At 39.1% G+C, this 19,246-nt stretch carries 15 protein-coding genes and 2 pseudogenes; 8 read left to right on the top strand and 9 right to left on the bottom strand.

The window, feature by feature from the left end:
- Positions 1-106 precede the first annotated feature (106 nt).
- The 3 genes and pseudogenes from hcaF to B9T29_RS10855 form a co-directional block, all read right to left on the bottom strand.
- A complete protein-coding gene (gene hcaF, locus B9T29_RS10865; RefSeq protein WP_086175947.1) occupies positions 107-625 on the bottom strand; it encodes a 3-phenylpropionate/cinnamic acid dioxygenase subunit beta in 519 nt (172 codons plus the stop codon).
- Positions 622-1,989, bottom strand: a complete 1,368-nt coding sequence (gene hcaE, locus B9T29_RS10860) for a 3-phenylpropionate/cinnamic acid dioxygenase subunit alpha (RefSeq protein WP_086175946.1) — start codon at positions 1,987-1,989, stop codon at positions 622-624. The genes hcaF and hcaE overlap by 4 nt, the downstream gene beginning before the upstream one ends.
- 1,426 nt (positions 1,990-3,415) lie before the next feature.
- Positions 3,416-3,643 (bottom strand): annotated as a pseudogene (locus tag B9T29_RS10855) (Fic family protein); the annotation flags it as partial.
- Here B9T29_RS10855 and B9T29_RS10850 point away from each other — a divergent pair.
- From B9T29_RS10850 to B9T29_RS10840, 3 genes are all read left to right on the top strand, one after another.
- Positions 3,612-3,992: an LLM class flavin-dependent oxidoreductase gene (locus B9T29_RS10850; protein WP_171264034.1), complete on the top strand. Its 381-nt coding sequence runs from the start codon at positions 3,612-3,614 to the stop codon at positions 3,990-3,992. The pseudogene B9T29_RS10855 and the gene B9T29_RS10850 overlap by 32 nt on opposite strands.
- A 595-nt stretch (positions 3,993-4,587) precedes the next feature.
- Positions 4,588-4,914 carry a hypothetical protein gene (locus B9T29_RS10845; protein WP_086175943.1) on the top strand — a complete coding sequence of 109 codons (327 nt, stop codon included), beginning with the start codon at positions 4,588-4,590 and terminating at the stop codon, positions 4,912-4,914.
- 11 nt (positions 4,915-4,925) lie between these two features.
- The gene (locus B9T29_RS10840; RefSeq protein ID WP_086175942.1) at positions 4,926-7,070 is read left to right on the top strand and encodes a TonB-dependent receptor family protein; all 2,145 of its coding nucleotides are present in this window, start codon (positions 4,926-4,928) and stop codon (positions 7,068-7,070) included.
- Between the two features lie 616 nt (positions 7,071-7,686).
- On the opposite strand, the gene B9T29_RS10835 is transcribed toward B9T29_RS10840, so the two are convergent.
- Entirely contained in the window at positions 7,687-7,887 is a 201-nt protein-coding gene (locus B9T29_RS10835) for a hypothetical protein (RefSeq protein ID WP_086175941.1), read from the bottom strand.
- Positions 7,888-8,467: 580 nt separating this feature from the next.
- Between B9T29_RS10835 and B9T29_RS16755 the strand changes: the two genes are divergently transcribed.
- Together B9T29_RS16755 and B9T29_RS10830 are read left to right on the top strand one after the other, a co-directional pair.
- Entirely contained in the window at positions 8,468-8,593 is a 126-nt protein-coding gene (locus B9T29_RS16755) for a hypothetical protein (protein ID WP_265733367.1), read from the top strand.
- A 34-nt stretch (positions 8,594-8,627) separates the two neighbouring features.
- Positions 8,628-10,078: pseudogene (locus tag B9T29_RS10830) on the top strand (NAD-dependent succinate-semialdehyde dehydrogenase).
- Between the two features lie 972 nt (positions 10,079-11,050).
- Here the strand turns inward: B9T29_RS10830 and B9T29_RS10825 are convergent.
- From B9T29_RS10825 to B9T29_RS10815, 3 genes are all read right to left on the bottom strand, one after another.
- Positions 11,051-11,401: a hypothetical protein gene (locus B9T29_RS10825; protein ID WP_086175968.1), complete on the bottom strand. Its 351-nt coding sequence runs from the start codon at positions 11,399-11,401 to the stop codon at positions 11,051-11,053.
- A 215-nt stretch (positions 11,402-11,616) separates the two neighbouring features.
- Positions 11,617-12,234: a hypothetical protein gene (locus B9T29_RS10820; RefSeq protein WP_086175940.1), complete on the bottom strand. Its 618-nt coding sequence runs from the start codon at positions 12,232-12,234 to the stop codon at positions 11,617-11,619.
- Between the two features lie 85 nt (positions 12,235-12,319).
- Positions 12,320-13,018, bottom strand: coding sequence for a DNA polymerase III subunit epsilon (locus B9T29_RS10815; RefSeq protein ID WP_086175939.1), 699 nt, complete (start codon positions 13,016-13,018; stop codon positions 12,320-12,322).
- Positions 13,019-13,760: 742 nt separating this feature from the next.
- Between B9T29_RS10815 and B9T29_RS10810 the strand changes: the two genes are divergently transcribed.
- Positions 13,761-15,005: an alpha/beta hydrolase gene (locus tag B9T29_RS10810; RefSeq protein ID WP_086175938.1), complete on the top strand. Its 1,245-nt coding sequence runs from the start codon at positions 13,761-13,763 to the stop codon at positions 15,003-15,005.
- Between the two features lie 155 nt (positions 15,006-15,160).
- Complete coding sequence (glyA, locus tag B9T29_RS10805) at positions 15,161-16,417, top strand: serine hydroxymethyltransferase (RefSeq protein ID WP_086175937.1); 1,257 nt, start codon at positions 15,161-15,163, stop codon at positions 16,415-16,417.
- Positions 16,418-16,467: 50 nt separating this feature from the next.
- Here the strand turns inward: glyA and B9T29_RS10800 are convergent, their stop codons facing one another.
- A complete protein-coding gene (locus B9T29_RS10800) occupies positions 16,468-18,084 on the bottom strand; it encodes a hypothetical protein (RefSeq protein ID WP_086175936.1) in 1,617 nt (538 codons plus the stop codon).
- Between the two features lie 123 nt (positions 18,085-18,207).
- Here B9T29_RS10800 and rnk point away from each other — a divergent pair, with 123 nt between their 5' ends.
- Positions 18,208-18,612 (top strand): nucleoside diphosphate kinase regulator, encoded by a 405-nt coding sequence (gene rnk / locus B9T29_RS10795; protein ID WP_086175935.1) that lies wholly within the window; start codon positions 18,208-18,210, stop codon positions 18,610-18,612.
- A 66-nt stretch (positions 18,613-18,678) separates the two neighbouring features.
- On the opposite strand, the gene B9T29_RS10790 is transcribed toward rnk, so the two are convergent.
- Positions 18,679-19,167 (bottom strand): TIGR00645 family protein, encoded by a 489-nt coding sequence (locus tag B9T29_RS10790; protein WP_086175934.1) that lies wholly within the window; start codon positions 19,165-19,167, stop codon positions 18,679-18,681.
- Between the last annotated feature and the right edge of the window lie 79 nt (positions 19,168-19,246).

Below are 19,246 nucleotides of genomic sequence, written 5' to 3'. Positions count from 1 at the left end.
GTCCGTTTTGATCAGACTTGATTTTTATTCATCAAAGCATCTGGCATGCAGCTGGCGGAAACCACGAGTGTCCAGATTACAAATTGATAAATAAAAATCTTATTCATTAGAAGAACACACTCAGGTTATGTGAGTTATAAGTCACCTGATCAAGGGTGATTTTACGGTTGAAGATCTCAAAGCCTTGAGCAGTATCGACTTTACGGATCTTGTCGTGACGCTTACCACAGTAAATCGTAATATCTTTCTCTTTTTGAGAACGGTATAACAGGTAAGTCACGTACACATCGTATTCGCCTTCTACTTTAGTCGGCTCTACGATTACATTGCTCACCATGTGAGTGGTCCGTGATGGAGGCTCTTCAGCCCATGCCATACCAGTTTCCAGACGAGCTACACGACGCTCTAACAGGAATTTATTATCGTTGAACACCCAAGTTGTAGGTGGTTCAACTGAACGGCGACGGTCACGTGTCTGTGCATTAGGGGTAGTACGCAGGACGTAAGAAACGTCGTCTGCCATAACATCCAGCCACTCACGGAATTTCCAGTCGTCCAGCAATTTTGCTTCACGATAAAGAAACTGACTAATTTCGTGTTGAAGTTCTATACTGATCTGACTCATTTCATAAGCTCCTTCTCATATTCGTCAGCTGCTTTTTCCACGTCTTCCCATTTTTCATGGATTAACAAATCTGCCCAACGACGGTATAAGCCACGTGCTGCAGTTTCAGAGAAAATATAGCTGGTAATACCAGGGACACCATCTTCACGTACTTTTTCGCTGCCTTTACCCATCTCAACGATCAGTTTGTTTTGACGAGCTTTGTAACCGCGAAGTACTTTCTGGATTTCTACCCAGTTCTCAGAGTCATCTTGTTCTAGGAAACCGGCAGGACCGAAGGCACGCGTTGCAGAACGTTCAAATGCGTCTTTTACTTCTTGTGGTGCATCAGCATCACAGATACAGAATGCCCAAACTTCAGTTTTGTTTGGACCACGTGGGTGCCATACGCGAAGTGTTGCAGTACCGTTCAACCAAGACAATGTTGGGAACATGGTATTGTGACCTGCAAGACGCAGCGCACGGATTTCACCTAGACGTTCTTTCACTTCTTCGTAAGTTTCACGGAAGTAATTCGCCACTTCACCATCCACCCATACGTTTGCATCTGGTTTTTCAGTAAAAAAGAAGCCTGAACCGTGACCGCGTGAACCATACTGGATCGCGTCTTTGGCAGTTTCCCAGACTGGACGAGGTGTTTGTGCAGCACCTAAGGTCTTGGTTGAGTCATCATCTGGTTTTGCACCCAGTACCTGTACTGCAGAGGCGTGAGAGAACAATGCGTGATATTGGTCAGATGCGAACTGTTCAGCTGCAAATTTCCAGTTACACTCGATTTCCCATTTGTGCACACCACCTACGATGCAAGTACCACCTTCACGACGATCAAGCACACCGTCTAAGTACCACGCCATGTCGCCCATGTAGTCGATGAGGTCAGGTGTTGTTTCATCCCAGCAGCCAAATACCAGGCCTTTGTAAGATTTAACACGAGTTACTTCAAGTAATCCCCATTCTTTTTTACAGGCACCCTGTGGGTAAGCACGCTCTTCAAGCGGAATGTCTTTTAAAGAACCATCAATACCGTAAGACCAGCCATGGTATGGGCAAGTGAACGCACGCGTATTACCACAGTCAGCGAAGCTTACACGCATAGAACGGTGACGGCACTGGTTTAAGAATGCTTTGATTGAGCCATCTTTTTGACGAGCCACAATAATTGGGTCTTCACCCATGTAGGTGTTGAAGAAGTCACCGGCTTTAGGAATCTGGCTTTCATGGCAAAGGAATAACCATGTACGACCGAAGACACGTTCAAGTTCTAATTCGTAAATGTCAGGATCTGTATAGATCGATGGCGTGATACGTCCATTTTGTGCATCGACTAAAGCATCGATTTCGCGCACATCAATTTTTCCACTCATGAAAAGCTCTCCTGTGACCAGTAATGGCACAAAGTAATAGACTCAACTTTTCAACGATGATGAAATATTTGGGTGAATTTAAGGAAATATTTTTTTTATTTTAATTGATATATTTCACGGATTATTATTGTGGTATTAATTCCTATTAAATTACTCGTGATTATAATTTACTTTTTTAATTTAACGAGTATGTTTTTTTGATTTTTATGATAATAATTCCTACTAAATTACTTGTATTTAAAATGGGTTTTTTAAAAAATATATTTAATTAAAATATAGTATTTTTTTGTTAAAATACAGTAATTTATAATAAATTATTTTATTTAATTGATATGTTTTTCAATTGTTGTGGTAGTGATAATTCCTACTGAATTACTTGTGTTTAGGATACGTGATTTTATTTTAAAGGAGATGTTTATAAATTACTATTGAGTTAATTATTCCTACTAAATTACTTGTATTTAAAATAGGTTTATTTATTTTTAAAGTATAAATTTTTTGATTAATCGACGAGCCAGTTTTATAGAATTACGACACCTGCGTTAATTTATTATCTTTTGCTAAAGAATTGAACATCAGTAAAGGGGTTCTCAAAATTTATATGACTCAGCTTTCTCTCAGTCAACAAAGCAAGGATCATGAATAAGACGTTGATTTTAAATGCCATACCGTACCAAACATAAAGAGGAGTTTACCAAGGAAGGTGTATTTTCCTTAAGCAGGCTCGCTTGACCCTGCACAACGCGATTCTGGACTTTACCAAAGCTCAGGGCATTGAACTCAAGATTGTACAAAAGGCTATAATATCCTGTCTAACATCCATCAACTCGATCGGGATAGGCTTAGATTGTGCTACTTTGCTGGACTATATCGTACCATTAAGCATGAATGAACGCATGATTCACCATGGATATAAAGCTGCTTTATCCTTTAGGTAGATACAAATGTACTTACGGAGAAGCTCAGAGGTACATTTTTATTTCTTTTGAGAAATTATTTATTTTTTAATCGAAAGAGTGCCCAGATTTTGCAATTTTAGCTATTTTTCTAATTGGAGAGGCATCTAAAAAAACTATTCAAAAGCCCATTTTAATTAATTCCTAGGCAAATACCCTCTACCTTTTACTACTTAAGTCTAATGCGGTTTTCATGAATGAAAATAGGGATTTAGACGCCAAAAATATTGCGTAAATTATGTTTAACTCTAAATCAGCACTTAAGGAAAGTAGTAATCATTTAATTATCCCAAGTCAAGGCTCAAGTTTCTTTGGTAAAAAATGAATTAAATCGTTTGTATTATCATGATAATGAAAAATTATTAGGTGGTGCTTGTTAATTATTAATATTTCAGAATATATATAAGCTGTAGGATTACCTTACAGCTTATTGTTCTAATTAATAATGTCGTACAAGCTGATCTTTTATTTTAAAGACCTAAAACCACTTGATATGGTTTAAATCCTTCTAGAACAGCATTGGAAACCAATTGGATAAATGTTTCAGTTTTTCCATAGGCCATCCACTGATCCAAAGCTTCATAATAAGCCAGTCGATTCTCAACAGTGATTACACAAGGTGGATAACCAACTTTAAGCAATTCTAGGTTCATTAGTAGAGGTGTTGTGCGACCATTACCATCAATAAATGGATGGATAAAGGGGGCATTACCCAGCCCCCGTTCTGTTCAGGGCCGTGCTGTGATTGTTCAGGCAGGCTCATCCGATCAGGGGCGGGAATTTGCGGCGCAGTATGCAGACATTGTTTTCACAATGCAGTCATCCGCAGAAAAAGCGAAAGCGTTTTATCGGGATGTAAAAGAACGGGCGGCCAAATATGGGCATAAGCCGGATGAGTTAAAAGTATTCCAAGGTATTACACCTTTTGCAGCAGATACAGCAGTTAAATCTGACGAAATTAAAAATAATTTGGATGCACTGACTGATTATGGTTATGCATTGCAAAGATTTAAGCAAATATTCACAAAAAACTGGATATTGAGTTAGATCTGCTGGATCAGCAATTGAACTTAGATCAGCTAAAAATTATGTCTGAAGCAGAGTAAAGTACCACAGTGAATAAGCTCTATCAGCAGGCCTCTTCAGGGGATAGCTACGGGCTTTATTAAATTCTCTTGTTACAAGCGCGGGGTCATTGGACACCTTTAGGGACTGTAGCAGAAATTGCAACGCAGATGCAGTAACGGGTAAATGAATTCTGTGCAGATGGATTCATTGTACTGCCTTCTGATCTTGAGCATGGGCTCGATGGATTCCTCAACAGCAATGTGTCGCATTTAAAACCTCAAGGTGCATTTAGAACAGATTATGAAGGTAGGACATTAAGAGCTCACCTTGGATTGAAAAATTAAAGAAATATTGGAAGAAATCATGTCACAAAGTAAGAGCCATATTGGCTAAAATGAGCCGTTTTTTAATGCTTTTGAGCAAAATTGTATCTCGTTGGCTTATCATGGTGTTTGGGCCCATCCAGAGTCTCAGCGTTTTGATTACACCCAGCCGGAATTCTGGATTGACTTAGCCAAAACTTTAGAAAGAGGCGGTTTTGACAGCATATTTTTAGCAGATGTCGTTGGTGTACATGATTTATATATATAAAGGCGGTTATCAGACTTTGTTGGAACAAGCCATGCAAACGCCTGGTGGTGATCCCAGCGTTTTGATTCCTTTAATGAGCGCTGTAACGGAACATTCAGGCTTCGTTTTTACACAGTCCATTTTGAATGTTACACATGTCATTTCTCCAGGCAGTTACGAAGATTTTGCAGATGGACTTGCACCAGAACTTAGGAAGCGCGGTTTATTAAAAACAGAGTATCGGCCCGGTACATTGCGCGAAAAACTATATGGGCAAGGTGACCGTTTAAAGGCTGATCACCCGATTTTTAAACGTGAGCTCAGCTATTAAGAGAATGAACAATGGAAAATAATATTAATCTATTTAAACGAAATATTTTGGCGGCTATGGTAGCTTCTACGGGAGCAGGCGCGGTATGTGCTGCTGAAGTGCAGGATACGGATCAAAAAGATGAAGTGACCCAACTTGAAACTGTGGTGGTTAAAGCGGAAAAAAAATCAAGTTTGCAGGCAGCCAAGAAAGCTTTAGCAAAAGTGCCTGGTGGTACTAATTTGGTTAGCGCAGCGCAGCTGGAGAAAGGCAAATCTGGCACCAATGAAGACGTATTAGCATTACAGCCCGGGGTTTATGCAAAATCGCCAGGCAATGAAGGTACGAAAGTATCCATCAGGGGGTCTGGTATTAATCGTGGGCCAGGTGCACACGCTTCAGGCGTTCATACCCTTCTGGATGATATTCCTTTTACAGGACCAGGTGGAACGCCTTATGAATTGCTTGAGCCATTGTGGCTGAACAGAGCTGAAGTATTTAGGGGGGCTAATGGTTTTGATAAAGGTTCTTTGGCTCTAGGTGGGGCAGTCAATTATGTGACTAAAACTGGAAAAGATGCTGAACGTCTGCAGCTTCGCTATGAAGCCGGTAGCCGAGGTTTCCAAAAGTATGCGCTGAGTTCCGGCCAAAAAATTGATGATCTTGATTATTATGTATCGATTAATGGCTCTACCTATGAGGGTTACCAAAAGCATAGTGAAGGCGATAGCAAAGGTATTGCAGCGAATGTTGGATACCAGATTAATCCAAATCTAGAAACTCGTTTTTATTTACGTTACCGTGAAACAGAGCATCAGACGCCAGGCCGTTTAACTAAACAGCAAATTAAGAATGATCCTAAGGCAGCAAATGCCTACAATCTGCAATATGATGCAAAACGCATTCAGCCAGGCAGTACTTGGCTGGCCAATAAAACAACCTTAAATTTGGATAATGGCGGCACATTACAAGCCGCATTGGCTTACCATAACTATCCTATGGATTTGCAGGAGAGCCCGTACCGTACAGAGGTGAAATATAGCGATATCTCTGCAAGCCTGTCGTATTTGCAACCTTATGATTTGTTCGGATTAAATAGTGTAGCAAAGGCATCAATTCGCAGCACTACACATCGCCCGGATTCAGGTGTCACAGAATCTCTTCGTTTCGATAGGAACGGTTATGACGCAGGAACGATTACCCGCAAATACACATATCGTGGTTCTGACAATGTGATTCAATTGAGCAATGAATCTGAGATACAGCCAAATCTATGGTTAAGCACAGGTTTAGCAGGCATTTATACCAAACGTGGCAGTGAAGTTTATTATCCAGTTACTAATGAAGAATTAAGCGAAAGCGATTGGGACTTTGCGCCAAGGCTGGGCTTGCGATATGAAATTAATCCGGACCTTCAAGTATACGGTAATATCAGCAAGAGTGTAGAACCGCCACATCCATGGTCATTAATTTGGGGATCAAATAAATACTTTCCGCAAGGTAGCGGTCCTACTTCTGGCCGTATGCGTGCGCCGATTCATTTGGATAATCAGGAAGCACAAACTTTTGAAATCGGCGGCCGCGGTGAAAGTGGAATTGGTGCATGGGATTTAAATTATTACTACTCTAAAGTCAAAAATGAGTTGTTGAGTGTGGAGATTTCTCCAATGCCGAATCCTGTTGTTGCCGAATCAAATGCAAGCCGTACCATTCATCAGGGGATAGAGGCAGGCCTGAACAGCTTATTGTTGAGTCAGGATGGCTTGGGCGATTTATCACTTCGCCAGTCTTATACTTACAGTGATTTTAAATACAAAAATGACCCTGTATTTGGAAAAAACCAGCTGCCCGGGTTGCCTAAGCACTTTTATCAGGCGCAGCTGAGAATGGATTTCTATAATGGCATATTTGCCAGCGTAAATACTGAATATGCCTCTAAAGTACCGGTTGATTATGCAAATTCATTTTACGCAGATGCCTACAATACTTGGGGCATCAGTCTAGGTTATCAGCTTGAAAGCAAGAAATGGAATACATGGATTGATTTCAAAAACATTGGCGACAAGCATTATGCTGCAACTGTGACACCAGGTTATAACGATAATGGTTTAGATGTAGCACGTTCTACACCAGGTGAAGGTTTCTCAACATATGCTGGTGTTTCCATTAATTTTTAATTAAGGGCTGCTTCTCTATTTAAGAGAAGCAGCCTATTTAAATAAGCAGTAAAAATTCAGACCTTGCTAATGCATATTCATAAATTGCTGACTTAGAAAAGTATAAATCAATAGACTTAGCTTAGTGCTCAAATGTTTCATGATAGTAAATATCTGTGTTTGGCAATTTACGGATAACAAAATTTGAAGTAAATAATCATCAGTGATTTGAGAAAACCTATATAAACAGGCGGTGTGGCACATGCTCATCAAAATGTTGCAAGTGTAAAGCCGACTCTTGAAACGTTTGATGCTGTGAAATTTATATCACCTGCTTTGAATCGTAAAAAACGGTATTGGTTGTTGGTTTACTTGCCGTGGGTCTTTTGCATATTGGGTTATATGCAATTACTCAACTGAATCAAGCTGTTGAAGCGCCGAAAAAGAAAATCACACCTGTTGCGGTGGAAATTATTAAATTTAGGCCTGATTCGAATCATAAAATTTCTTCCCGGTTCTGCCAATAGTGGATCGTTCTAACTGTGTTGAGAGATTCTTACTAGACAGTAGGAATACAGCATGATTCATGTCTACTTCACAGGCAATAAAAAGCCCAATACTGAATTGGGCCTATGCTTTACTCTTCGATTTCGATGGGATCTCCGTCCTCTGGGCGAATATGACGCACGCCATCATCTGCGGGATCAACACTTGAACCATCTTTAGTAATAGCGTTGTACATCTCATCCTCTTTTTTATCATCGATAAATTCTTCATCTTCAAGATCTAGAGGTTCGTTATCATCATCGAAATCTAAAGGCTTTTCTTCATCTTTCATGGCGATCCATCACTTATTTGACAAGACATTATCATGCTCAAACATTTGATAGAGTTATTCAATAGTCAGCAATCATCATTTGTGTAACTAGTACTTTAGACTACAGCTGATGCCTATATGGGAACGAATAGCCAACACGGCTTTTTGCATTTTCCAGCTATTTAAAATTATAGAAGGGTCTGTTGACAATTCTTCTAGGTTTGCGACTAAGAGTATTTTTTAGATGATACTAGGTGTGAACTGCAAAGTTTAGTCATTCTAAATGCGTAGTTCACAACGACGTAACGTCAAAAAATACTCTAGTTCCCAGCTGCGCCTTGCGCTGCAAACAAAGCAGTGCTTTGTTTTTGTTCAGGTTGTGGCTAAAATTATCTCAGACTTCGTCATGAAATTTAAAAATGGAACCACCATTCTTTGCATTTCATTCTTGCGACGTATACGTCTCATGCTCAATTTTAGCCTACAACGCAAGCCATTTATGAAATGTCAACAGACCCTAAAAAAAAGCCCGATTAAGTGCCTTTTTAGATTCAAAAAATCGTATGGCAGTTAAAGCCGGTATCCTTTTTTTGTAGATGAAATGCCTGCAAAGCAAAATTTAGCTTTGGGTACAAAATTCGTTGCGGTTGGTGTAGATAGTCGTTTACCAATTAAATCGGTGACACACTTGCTGTCTAAATTTAAAGATGGCATAGACCTGCTCTAAGCGCCGTGCAAAGCGTCTATTAAGGAGAATATAGATGCAACTAAATAATCCAGACTTGCTGAAACAACAAGTATTTATCGATGGTCTTTGGCTTGATGCAGCCGATGGTAAAAACTTTGCTGTGACTAATCCTGCGACAGGTGAAAGCATTGCACACGTGCCAAGTGTCTCAACCGCACAAGTGGAGCAGGCGGTACTGGCTGCCGAGACCGCACTTCATTCCTGGAAAAATACCACGGCTAAAGAGCGCTCAGTATTACTGCGTAAATGGTTTGACCTGATTGTGGCCAATCAGGAAGATTTGGCAGTCATTTTAAGCACTGAACAAGGTAAGCCATTAACAGAAAGCCGTGGTGAAATTCTGTATGGTGCGAGCTTTATTGAGTGGTTTGCAGAAGAAGCAAAACGTACTTATGGTGATGTAATTCCACATGACAAACAAGGTCGCCGTTTAGTCGTGATCAAACAGCCGGTGGGGGTGGTCGCAGCGATTACGCCGTGGAATTTCCCGAATGCCATGATCACGCGTAAGGCGGGGCCAGCACTTGCTGCAGGCTGTACCATTATTATCAAGCCAGCTTCAGAAACACCATTGTCTGCATTGGCTTTGGTGGCGCTTGCAGAACAAGCGGGTATTCCGAAAGGGGTCATAAATGTAGTAACGGGTAGCTCACGTGAAATTGGTAGGGTACTGACCACGCATCCGGTCGTGAAAAAATTATCTTTCACAGGCTCAACTCAAGTGGGCAAGTTGCTGATGGAACAGTGTTCTTCCACCATGAAAAAAGTCAGCATGGAATTGGGCGGTAATGCACCCTTGATTGTGTTTGAAGATGCTGATTTAGAGCGGGAGGTAAAAGGTGCAATGGCATCTAAATTCCGTAATAGCGGTCAAACCTGTGTATGTAGTAACCGTATTTTGGTACATGCCAATATTCATGATCAGTTCCTGGAAAAATTGGCTGCTGCCGTGCAAAAGTTAAAAGTTGCACCGGCCTTTGAAGCAGGTGTGGAACAAGGTCCTTTGATTAATGAAAAAGTCGTTGAGAAGATCGAAGAACATATTGCCGATGCAGTTGCTAAAGGCGCAAAAGTCATAGTGGGTAGCAAACATCATAAATTAAGTTCAAACCTTCTTTGAGCCGACTGTATTGTCAGATGTGACACCAGACATGCTGGTGGCTAAAAATGAAACCTTCGCACCGCTTGCACCAGTATTCAAATTCAGTACAGATTGAAGAAGCGATCCAAATGGCAAAAGATACCGAGTTTGGTTTGGCCTCTTATATCTATACCGAAAGCTTAAGCCGTGCCTGGAAAGTTGGGGAGGCGCTTGAATACGGTATGGTCGGTATTAATGAAGGTCTGATTTCAACTGAAGTTGCACCGTTTTGTGGGATTAAGGAATCTGGCACAGGACGTGAAGGTTCAAAATACGGTATTGAAGACTATCTGCAAATTAAATATATGTGTATGGGTATTTAAGCTTGAACCATGAAAAATAAGAATCAACTGATCCTTATTTTTTAGCCCAAATTTTGAGGATGAAAATATGAAACAGCTTCTCCCTTTAAGTTGAAATAAAAAACTAAAAATGGATGAAATGATCAATGATTTTCGCTGAGATAAAGGCTTACAAAGCTCAACAGAGTGATGTTGTAAATTAAAGAAATTATATGCTATTGATTTGATTTATTTTAAATAAAAAATATAGATCATCATTATTATGAAAATGGCAGATATAAAGCCATAAGTATTAGACTCATTTCAAGGTTTTATATAAATCTAAGCAGCTGATATTAAAACAGCATCTATTTTGCACGAATTTATAAAATATACAATTATAGTTTGATTGAATTTCTGTGTATAAATGTTGAGTAGGGTTGCCTATTTCTTTCTCGAGTTTTATATTAAAAATACAGTAGGTCGAGAGACGCTACAAAGTGGTTGGACGGATCAATGACAGCTTGTTGAGTTTACAACCTTCGGGTTGAAACAAAAAATCAGCACTAGCCTTCCAACATAAAAGCCCGCAGAAATGCGGGCTTTCTTATTTTAATGAGCAAAAACGCTTTGCGAATGGTCCGGTTATAGCAGCACTCACTTTAGATCATTAAGGCTGATTAATATGATTTATTCTAAAAGTTAAGTATTTTCTGAACAGTATATTTAAAATAGATATCATCTATTTGTTTATAAAAAATTACATTGCCAAGAAATCTAACATCTCTAAATTATGGATAAATAAAACGTATGTTATGAAAGAAGTCTAATAGTGAAAATATTTAAAAAAGCTCAGCAGACATCATTGAGGAAAGATAAAACTCACTTATTTCTTATTTAAGGAGTAATAAGTAAAGGTGAGTTTTTATAATGGAATAAGACTAAGCTTAATAAATATTTTCAAGAAATCAATACGATTAAAAAAGCTCACTGCCGTGAGCTAAAGACCCATGCTTAAATTAAATTTAGCTCTACATCATATTTATTAAATTCCTGCATAACGGTTTCAATCACTTTGATTCCAATTGCATCATCACAACTAAAAATTTCATCATGGCCTTGTGTACTGTCATAACAGATGATTTGCTGGATTAACCAACGATTTTCAACTTCTGTTTGTTCAATAATGACCCGAAGCGGTTGCAAATTTTCGCTGACTTGGCGGGGCAATACACTGGTAATAGCAAGTTGAATATGGGTCAGGTCTTGTTGAGGACTTAAAAATGTAAGCACCCAGTTACCTATTTTTTTTAAGTACATAGGATTGTCTGCTGGATGAAATTCTAAATAATGTAAGGATGTCATCATGAATTCCCCTGAAATATTTACTATATGGGGCTTTTAGCGAATATTTGCCATTCAGCTAAGGTCTTATTTAGAATAAAGCAATTGATTGTAGTTTAATTTAGCGATAGTGAAATAAATCCAATCTTATTGTTTTATAAGTATAAAAATGAATATTCCCTAAATGGCTAAGACCTTAAATAAATAATAAGACATAAAAAAGCTCTTAAGCTTGTTCAGCTCATCAGTTTCTGTAAAGAAAAATTGATCTGGCTGAGGCATCGGTTTAATTCCTGTGGTGCAATGCGACTTTCCTGTAATATGGTAATCCATTGTATTTGACACTGTTTTAAACTGCGTAAATCGGTAGTTTGAAGAATGCGCGTGATCAGCTGTTTGGCCATTAAACCGCAGTGCTGTTGTAACAGTTGCACCATTAGCTGTTTAACTTGTTCAAAGTCCAGTATTTCTGCACTAAGTTGCATTTCATTTTCATGAGATGGTTGCTGTGCACTTGAATCCGTTATTGAAGATTGGGAAATGCTGATCGGTTCGGCAAAGTGATCTTTAAGTTGAGTACTTTGGAGGGGAAGGCCGGTTTCAATTTCTGTATTCAGGTTATTGGGTGCGAGTGTTTCCTGAATCTGCTGCTGAGCAGGGTGGCTAATTAAACCCATCTCGAGCAATTGTTCGAGTAATTCTGGCGGGGCAATACGACGTTTAAATTGTTCAGAGAGCAGATCAAAATCATCGGTGCCAATCAATAGTAATAGTCTGCGCTGACGAGCATTCAGATTCATTGAACGCTGTTTTAAACTTTCAATGCCTAAATCAGTTTTATGAAATTGAGTCATGCTTTAATTTACGTTGCAATAAATTAAGGCTGATTGTAGGGTTTAATCATGACAGGAATGTTAAAAAATATTACAAATCATAAGATTATGGCGTAACAATATTGGCATTCTCGAGTGCCTTACGCAAATAAGGGTCCAGATCTTCCTGACGAAGTAACCATTGCTTATAATCTGCCGGTAAATCCGCGATGGCAGTTCCGCGGTGTTTGCCGAAATTAATGCTACGGGGAATACGTGCTTCTTCCGATTTATTATAAAGTTCTTCAATGCTTTGAATATTTAGATGATGGATTTCATGCATTAAAATATTGGCAGTTAAAATAATATCCATATCGGCACGGTGCGCTTTTTTAATCATCTCGCGGGCTTTTTCACTGCCTTTGCTAATCATGTAAATAAGTGCAGAAATATTGTGTGCTTCGGCATCTGGCCAGACTAAACGTGCCAGTGCAAGGGTACAAATGGCTTTAATATTGCTGGTATCTACGCCGCATTTTTCAATGGCACGAATATCATAATCAATATTGTGGCCAATAATATAAGTGGTTTCCTGTGGCAGGCTGAAAGTGCTGTAGTGAGGTTGGCCGACCAGCTCGGATTCTAGAATATGATGTACTGCCATGGCGGCAAAAGAGATCGGTTCATCGACACTATACAACTGGTCGAAAATTTTAGTCTTATCCAGTGTGAGTTTGCTGTCATGGATTTCAATCGGGGCATACGCAATTTCAATCGGCTGTCCATTTAAAGTATGGGTTTCGGTATCGAGAATAATTGCTTGCATGACTGGTCCATAACCGTAGCGATTGTTTGAGTCAATTTAACATTTTCAAATATGCGGAGACAAACTGAAAACAGCGACTTTTAGCTGTTATTTATTATTTGAGTTCCGAGATGATGTTTAAATAGTCTGGTTTTAATTCATCACCCGAAATTAGACCTGTATATAGATACAAAGGTAGCCCATCTTCATGATCCATTAATTTAATTAGCTTGAATACCATCACGATATTTAAATATCGCATATGGTATAGAGTCGCGATCTAAAAGAATAAAATGTTGTTGCTTGATGGCGATGTCAGGATTGATAAAGGTTTGTTTGAGCAACCGTAAAAAGTCACTTTGATTTCGGCTTAATTTATTGAGTTTACGAATGCGCTTACTATCAGTTTGATCAAGAGTATTTATATATAAATCATAAATTTTTTTGTTAGCAATGAATCATATAAAATAATGAGGCAAGCTTACTTGATGAATTTTTTAACACTTGTTCAAGTTAACTTTATAAAAGCCTATTGCTAAAATAAATATTTATATATTTTAACAACTTAAATTGTTATATTTTTGTAAATATGTTTTTAAATATTATTTTTAAAATCAATAGGTTAGTGTGTAAAAAAAGTAATAAATTTTTGTTGTGCTGGTTTAATGGAAAATATCCTTGTTTAAAATCAAGAATAAGGGTAATAGTTTTGAATTGTGATTATTTAAATCATTAAAATAAAAATATATAAGGAAATGCAAACATGAATAAAACATTAGTGACGATGTTTATCAGTAGTTCGGTCATCCTTTTAACAGCATGTGGAAGTGGAAATGGTGATTCGGTCTTCAATAGTTCAAATAATGGAATTCCGGTCAATGATATCCAAAACCCCGTAGTTTCTACTCCTACGCCTTATACCGAAACAAATATGACCAGCGTGGCGGGTGAAAGCGTGGTGATGACTTATAAAATGTTGGGGGTTAATGGTAAGGAAGTTCAAGCAACGTCATTGGTTATTACACCGAAAACAGCGGCACCTGCAAAAGGTTGGCCAATTGTGGTCTGGGCGCATGGTACCACTGGCGTGGCAGACCAATGTGCACCGAGTCGAAATGCATTGAATAACTATATTCAAGCAATGATTGCTCAACTTTTAACTGCAGGTTATGTGGTGGTGGCCCCTGATTATGAAGGCTTGGGCGAGCCAAGTGGTAAAGAGCTTCATCCTTTCCTAATTTTAAAAAGCGAGGCTTATTCTATTACTGATGCAGTTGTTGCTGCACGTAATTATTTGGGGGTAAAAGTATCTAATCAATGGATGGCAGTAGGACACTCACAAGGCGGACATGCAGCGTTAGGGGCAGCTCAATATGCTTCACGTGCCTCTAATTTGGTATATAAAGGAACTGTGGCTATCGCTCCAGCTTCCAATCTTCCTCTTGTTTTGGCAGGTGGGGAAAGTGCAGCGGAAAAAGAAACTGACCTGAATAAAAAAATTACAGCTTTGGCGTCTTTAGATACATTTACCGCATTAATTACAGCAGGGCTGCGCAATCCAAATCCTACTTTACAATACAGTCAGATTTTTAAATTTCCGACGGATAATATTGCGAAAAATGCAGAAGTTGATTGCTATGACGTGTTGGGACAACAATTTGGTAACGAAATGAAGGATTACGCGACTATAAATGGTTCAGTAAATAATTACCCACGTACTCAAATGAATTTTATGAGTATTCCTGTAGTTAAAACCTTTTTGGAAAAAGATTCGCAGCCCCTTCAAGTTAAAGTTTCAACGCCAGTTATTATTTATCAGGGATCACTAGATACTACTGTTCCTAAACAAGTGACCGATATCCTTTATTCCTCAGCCATAAAACAAAACACCAGTATTCGTTATTTGACGGATGAATCAGGTGCAACGAAGTGGGATCATGGATCAGTCTATGTTTTAAACATTCCTAATATTATTGCAGATGTAAAATCTCTAATGCCAATTCAATAACTTGATGTGACTATCAATGCTCATGCTTTTTCAAGGCATGAGCATTTTTTATTTAAAACTGAGTAAAGTTCATTCTCAATATTTATAAACTTCATGCTACAATACGCGCCAATCTTAGCACGGCTTAAAAGCCCTAATTTAATAGGACCTCGCTAATGTTTGCCAATATCTCTATTGCTGAATTTGATCCAGAAATTGCTCAGGCAATCGCTAACGAAGATGCTCGCCAAGAAGCGCACATCGAGTTAATTGCTTCTGAAAACTATTGCTCACCAGCAGTAATGGAAGCACAAGGATCAAAACTCACTAACAAATATGCAGAAGGCTACCCAGGCAAACGCTATTACGGCGGTTGCGAATACGTAGACGTAATCGAACAATTGGCAATTGACCGTGCTAAAGAACTCTTTGGTGCTGACTACGCTAACGTTCAGCCACATGCTGGTTCACAAGCTAACTCAGCTGTTTATTTGGCGCTGCTTAACCCAGGCGACACAGTTTTGGGTATGAGCTTGGCTCACGGTGGTCACTTGACTCACGGTGCAAAAGTAAGCTTCTCGGGTAAAACTTATAATGCTATTCAATACGGTTTAAACCCGGAAACTGGTGAAATCGATTACGAAGAAGTTGAACGTTTAGCTGTAGAACACAAACCACGCATGATCGTTGCTGGTTTCTCTGCATACAGCCAAATTGTAGACTGGCAACGTTTCCGCGAAATCGCGGACAAAGTTGGCGCTTACCTATTTGTAGATATGGCTCACGTAGCAGGTTTGGTTGCTGCTGGCGTTTACCCAAGCCCAGTTCAAATTGCTGACGTAACTACAACCACTACCCATAAAACACTGCGTGGTCCACGTTCTGGTTTAATCCTTGCGAAAGCAAACGAAGAAATCGAGAAAAAATTACAATCAGCTGTATTCCCGGGTAACCAAGGTGGTCCATTGGTTCATGCTGTAGCTGCTAAAGCAATCTGCTTTAAAGAAGCAATGGCTCCTGAATACAAAGAATACCAAAAACAAGTCGTGGTTAATGCGAAAGCAATGGCTGAAGTATTAATCGCGCGTGGTTATGACGTTGTTTCTGGTGGTACTGAAAACCACTTGTTCTTATTGTCTTTAATCAAACAAGGCGACATCACAGGTAAAGAAGCTGATGCCTGGTTGGGTGCTGCTCACATCACTGTGAACAAAAACTCTGTACCTAACGATCCACGTTCTCCGTTCGTGACTTCTGGTATCCGTATCGGTACTCCAGCTGTTACAACGCGTGGTTTCGGTGAAGCTGAAGTACGTGACCTTGCTGGCTGGATCGCTGACATCCTGGATGCCAAAGGTGACGAAGCTGTAATTAACGCTGTTAAAGCGAAAGTTGAAACTGTATGCGCTAAATTCCCTGTTTACGCAAAATAAGTTTCTTACTTAAAAAAGCCTCCTGTATGGAGGCTTTTTTTTGCATTTTTTTATGACACCAGTTGTGGAATGTTCTGTTGCATGGCTTTTGGATAAGGGAATTTACCCGGTTTGTAATATTGTGCCCAAATTTGGGAAGTGGCTGGGCGTTTTTGTTCGCTATCTTGAATACCTTTATAAAATGCGCCCATTGCATGATAAATCTCAGGTAAATTTTTGCTGGTGATTGCATCGCTACTCAGAAAATAAGGCTGCAAAATACAAAAACCACGATAGTCAAATACCTGAAAAAAGGGTATGACCAAATGAATATTCATATGCTGTTCGCCATAATTACGTACATGCAGGGAAATGGCATCGGTTCGTACATGCGGGAGGCAAGCATACATTTCATAACCCAGCACATTATAGGGATATTTTTCAGGGTTGCTATCCAGCTGCCTTAATGGTCCATCCGGCCCTTCCATATAGCTAAAAAAGGTATGACCCGGTGGAAAACTGGTGGGTGTCAGGCTTTGCTCGGGAGAGGTACGAGGAACCATTCCGTGAATATGCAGCAACAAAAAATGGCATAACTGACCTGCACGATATAAAGCATCATAAAATGGTGATTGATGTAAATTGCTATTGGTTTTTTGCATATCTTCCGCCAAATAAATAGGATTTCTGGTAGCTTTGATGGTTTGCAGGGCATTTAAAACATATTGTTTACTTGATTCAGAGATGACCGGTTCAAATAAAAACTGGCAAATATGCTGGGTCACAAAAAAAATCGAGGCATTAATCTGGGCAATCCGACAGGTAGTTAAAGCATCCGAGATTTGCTGCCCCAGCATCTGGCTGACTTGCTCAGGACGGAACCAGCGTAGCGAAGTTTCAGCCTGCTCAGCAATGACTTGTCCAACATAAGCAGATAGAAACAAAATAAAGAAAAAATTGGCATCGTCTTCCAGGAATTTATCAACTGAAACCATATAATTCTGGCGAATTTCGCGCATCAGATCATCTAAACGATCCAGACTGGAAATGCTATGGTCAAGATTGGAGATTTGAATCAGATTTTGAAAAGCAGAGCCGCAAAAGAGTGGATAAGCTTTGAAATACATGCTTTGTAAATCGTGCATTTGTTCAGTAAATTTATGGCGTTCATCTGCAAATATAATTTGATAATTCAAAATAATTGCTTCAATTTCCTGGCTGATGCTGAGCGGTAAATCATCTTCACAAAAATGCTTTGCCACATAGTGCAGCGGTAAAATAATTTGATTATTGCAATTCAGCGCATAGCTATGTACCAAGTTATTGGGACGATCGCGGAATTTTATAAAATTGCTTTGTAACTCTTCAAAATTTTGCCATTTTTCATCAAAGCCCAATTTCTGGCTGATAAATTGTCCTATATAACTGGCGATCAAGTAGACTGTATTCAGTTTTAGCGGATCTTCAACAAAATCTGAAGTTTGTGTACCTATTTGCTTTTTAAATGCTGTAAATAGCTGATCCAGTCGCTCAAAACTGGCAAATGTACCATCAAAATTAACGGTTTTAAGTGCAGAAGCAATATAAAATTCATGTTGGTGTTCTGGAATTTGAAAATGACTGCGAATATTCTGCATAAAATCGTGAGAGCTAGGCTCCACTGCTGAATGAAGTTCAGTAAGCGACATCGTATTATTCTTGTTGAGTAATTATTTATATACATATGTATACTTGAAATAAATTATAAATCAACTAAATAGTTAGCCTTATTATTACTGAATGAAAAAAAGTGGAAAAAGAGGAATTTTAATATGCAAAGACCCACAATTGTTATTTCACAACAAGATCTTGAACGTTTAGAAACCATGCTTGAGCATCAATCTAAACTGACACCCACGATGCAGCATCTGGAAGATGAGCTTGCACGTGCTGAAGTGGTTGCTCCGAAAGATATGCCGGCAAACGTGGTGACGATGAATGCACGGGTATCCATTATCATTGCGCCTGCAAGTGAACCCACAACAATTACCCTGGTTTATCCGCATGATTTTCTCGGTGAGAAAGGGCAGGTCAATGTACTTGCACCAGTCGGTGCTGCCATTTTAGGCTTGGCTGAAGGTCAGGAAATAGAATGGCCGCAGCCAGATGGTCACATTATGAAAGTTAAAATAGAACGCGTGTTGTATCAACCCGAGCGTGAAGGTGATTATCTATAATCAAGTTTTATCGTCTTGGTGAGAAAAAGCCCCAACTCAGGGGCTTTGAATATTTGAATGGGACAATTAGTGTTTACTGATCTTATCTAGATATCCCATCATAAATGCAGAGAACACAAAGGTCAGATGCATAATGATGTACCACATGATTTTGTCATTCGGAATATTTTTAGCGTCCATAAAAATGCGCAGTAAATGAATGGATGAAATGGCGACAAAAGATGCTGCAACTTTTAGTTTAAGCGAGTTGGCATCCATTTTTCCAAGCCAATTCAGGCGGGTATCTTCATTTTGAATTTTCAGTTGTGAAACAAAGTTTTCATAGCCGGAAAACATCACCATCACAATCAGGCCACCGACCATAGTCATATCGACCAAAGATAAAATCACCAGAATTAAGTCGGCTTCAGAATATTGCAAAATATGCGGCAAAACATGCCAGACTTCCTGAAAGAATTTAATCGCCAACAGCAGCAGTGCAAATGAAAGCCCAAAATAGACCGGGGCTAAAATCCAGCGTGCTGCATACATGGTATTGTGAAAGAAACGTTCCATTCATTCATCAAGTGACATTCTTTATGTTTTGACTCGATCATAAATAATTCAATTTTAAAATTCGAGAATTATTTATGTT

Source organism: Acinetobacter sp. ANC 3903, from assembly GCF_002135315.1.
GTDB lineage: Bacteria > Pseudomonadota > Gammaproteobacteria > Pseudomonadales > Moraxellaceae > Acinetobacter.
Note: the sequence above shows the minus strand (reverse complement) of the source record. Positions and strands in the feature narration are given on the sequence as shown.